The organism is Microbispora bryophytorum, assembly GCF_006874465.1.
Lineage (GTDB): Bacteria > Actinomycetota > Actinomycetes > Streptosporangiales > Streptosporangiaceae > Microbispora > Microbispora bryophytorum.
In genome coordinates, this window is the sequence record NZ_VIRL01000099.1 from 1 (window position 1) to 440 (window position 440).

General features: G+C 65.7%; 1 protein-coding gene and 1 pseudogene. Both read left to right on the forward strand.

Going from position 1 to position 440, the window contains the following annotated elements:
• The first annotated feature begins 14 nt into the window (after nucleotides 1-14).
• A complete protein-coding gene (locus FLX07_RS36015) occupies nucleotides 15-134 on the forward strand; it encodes an RICIN domain-containing protein (protein ID WP_280116570.1) in 120 nt (39 codons plus the stop codon).
• A gap of 32 nt (nucleotides 135-166) precedes the next feature.
• Nucleotides 167-440 (forward strand): annotated as a pseudogene (locus FLX07_RS36020) (xylosidase); the annotation flags it as partial.

A 440-nucleotide genomic window follows, 5' to 3' on the forward strand; every position in this document is an offset into this window, starting at 1 on the left:
ACTCCGACGGCAGCATCACCGCCGTGGGCGCGAACAAGTGCCTCGACGTCTACAACAACGGCACCGCCAACGGCAGCAAGGTCATCATCTGGACCTGCAACGGCCAGAACAACCAGAAGTGGACCCGCGTCTGAGCGGGAGCGATCAGCAGAAGGACGTTGTGCACATGGCACTTCTGAATGGCGGCCACGACATGTCCAGGCGCGTGGCCGCCTGGATCGTGGGCCTGCTGTGCGTGCTGGCGTTGCTCCCGGCCGGCGCGGCCAGGGCGGACAACCCGATCGTGCAGACGATCTACACCGCGGACCCGGCGCCGCTGGTCTACAACGGCCGGGTCTACCTCTACACCGGGCACGACGAGGACGGCTCGACGTACTTCACGATGAAGGACTGGCGGGTCTGGTCCTCGGCCGACATGGTGAACTGGACCGACCACGGCT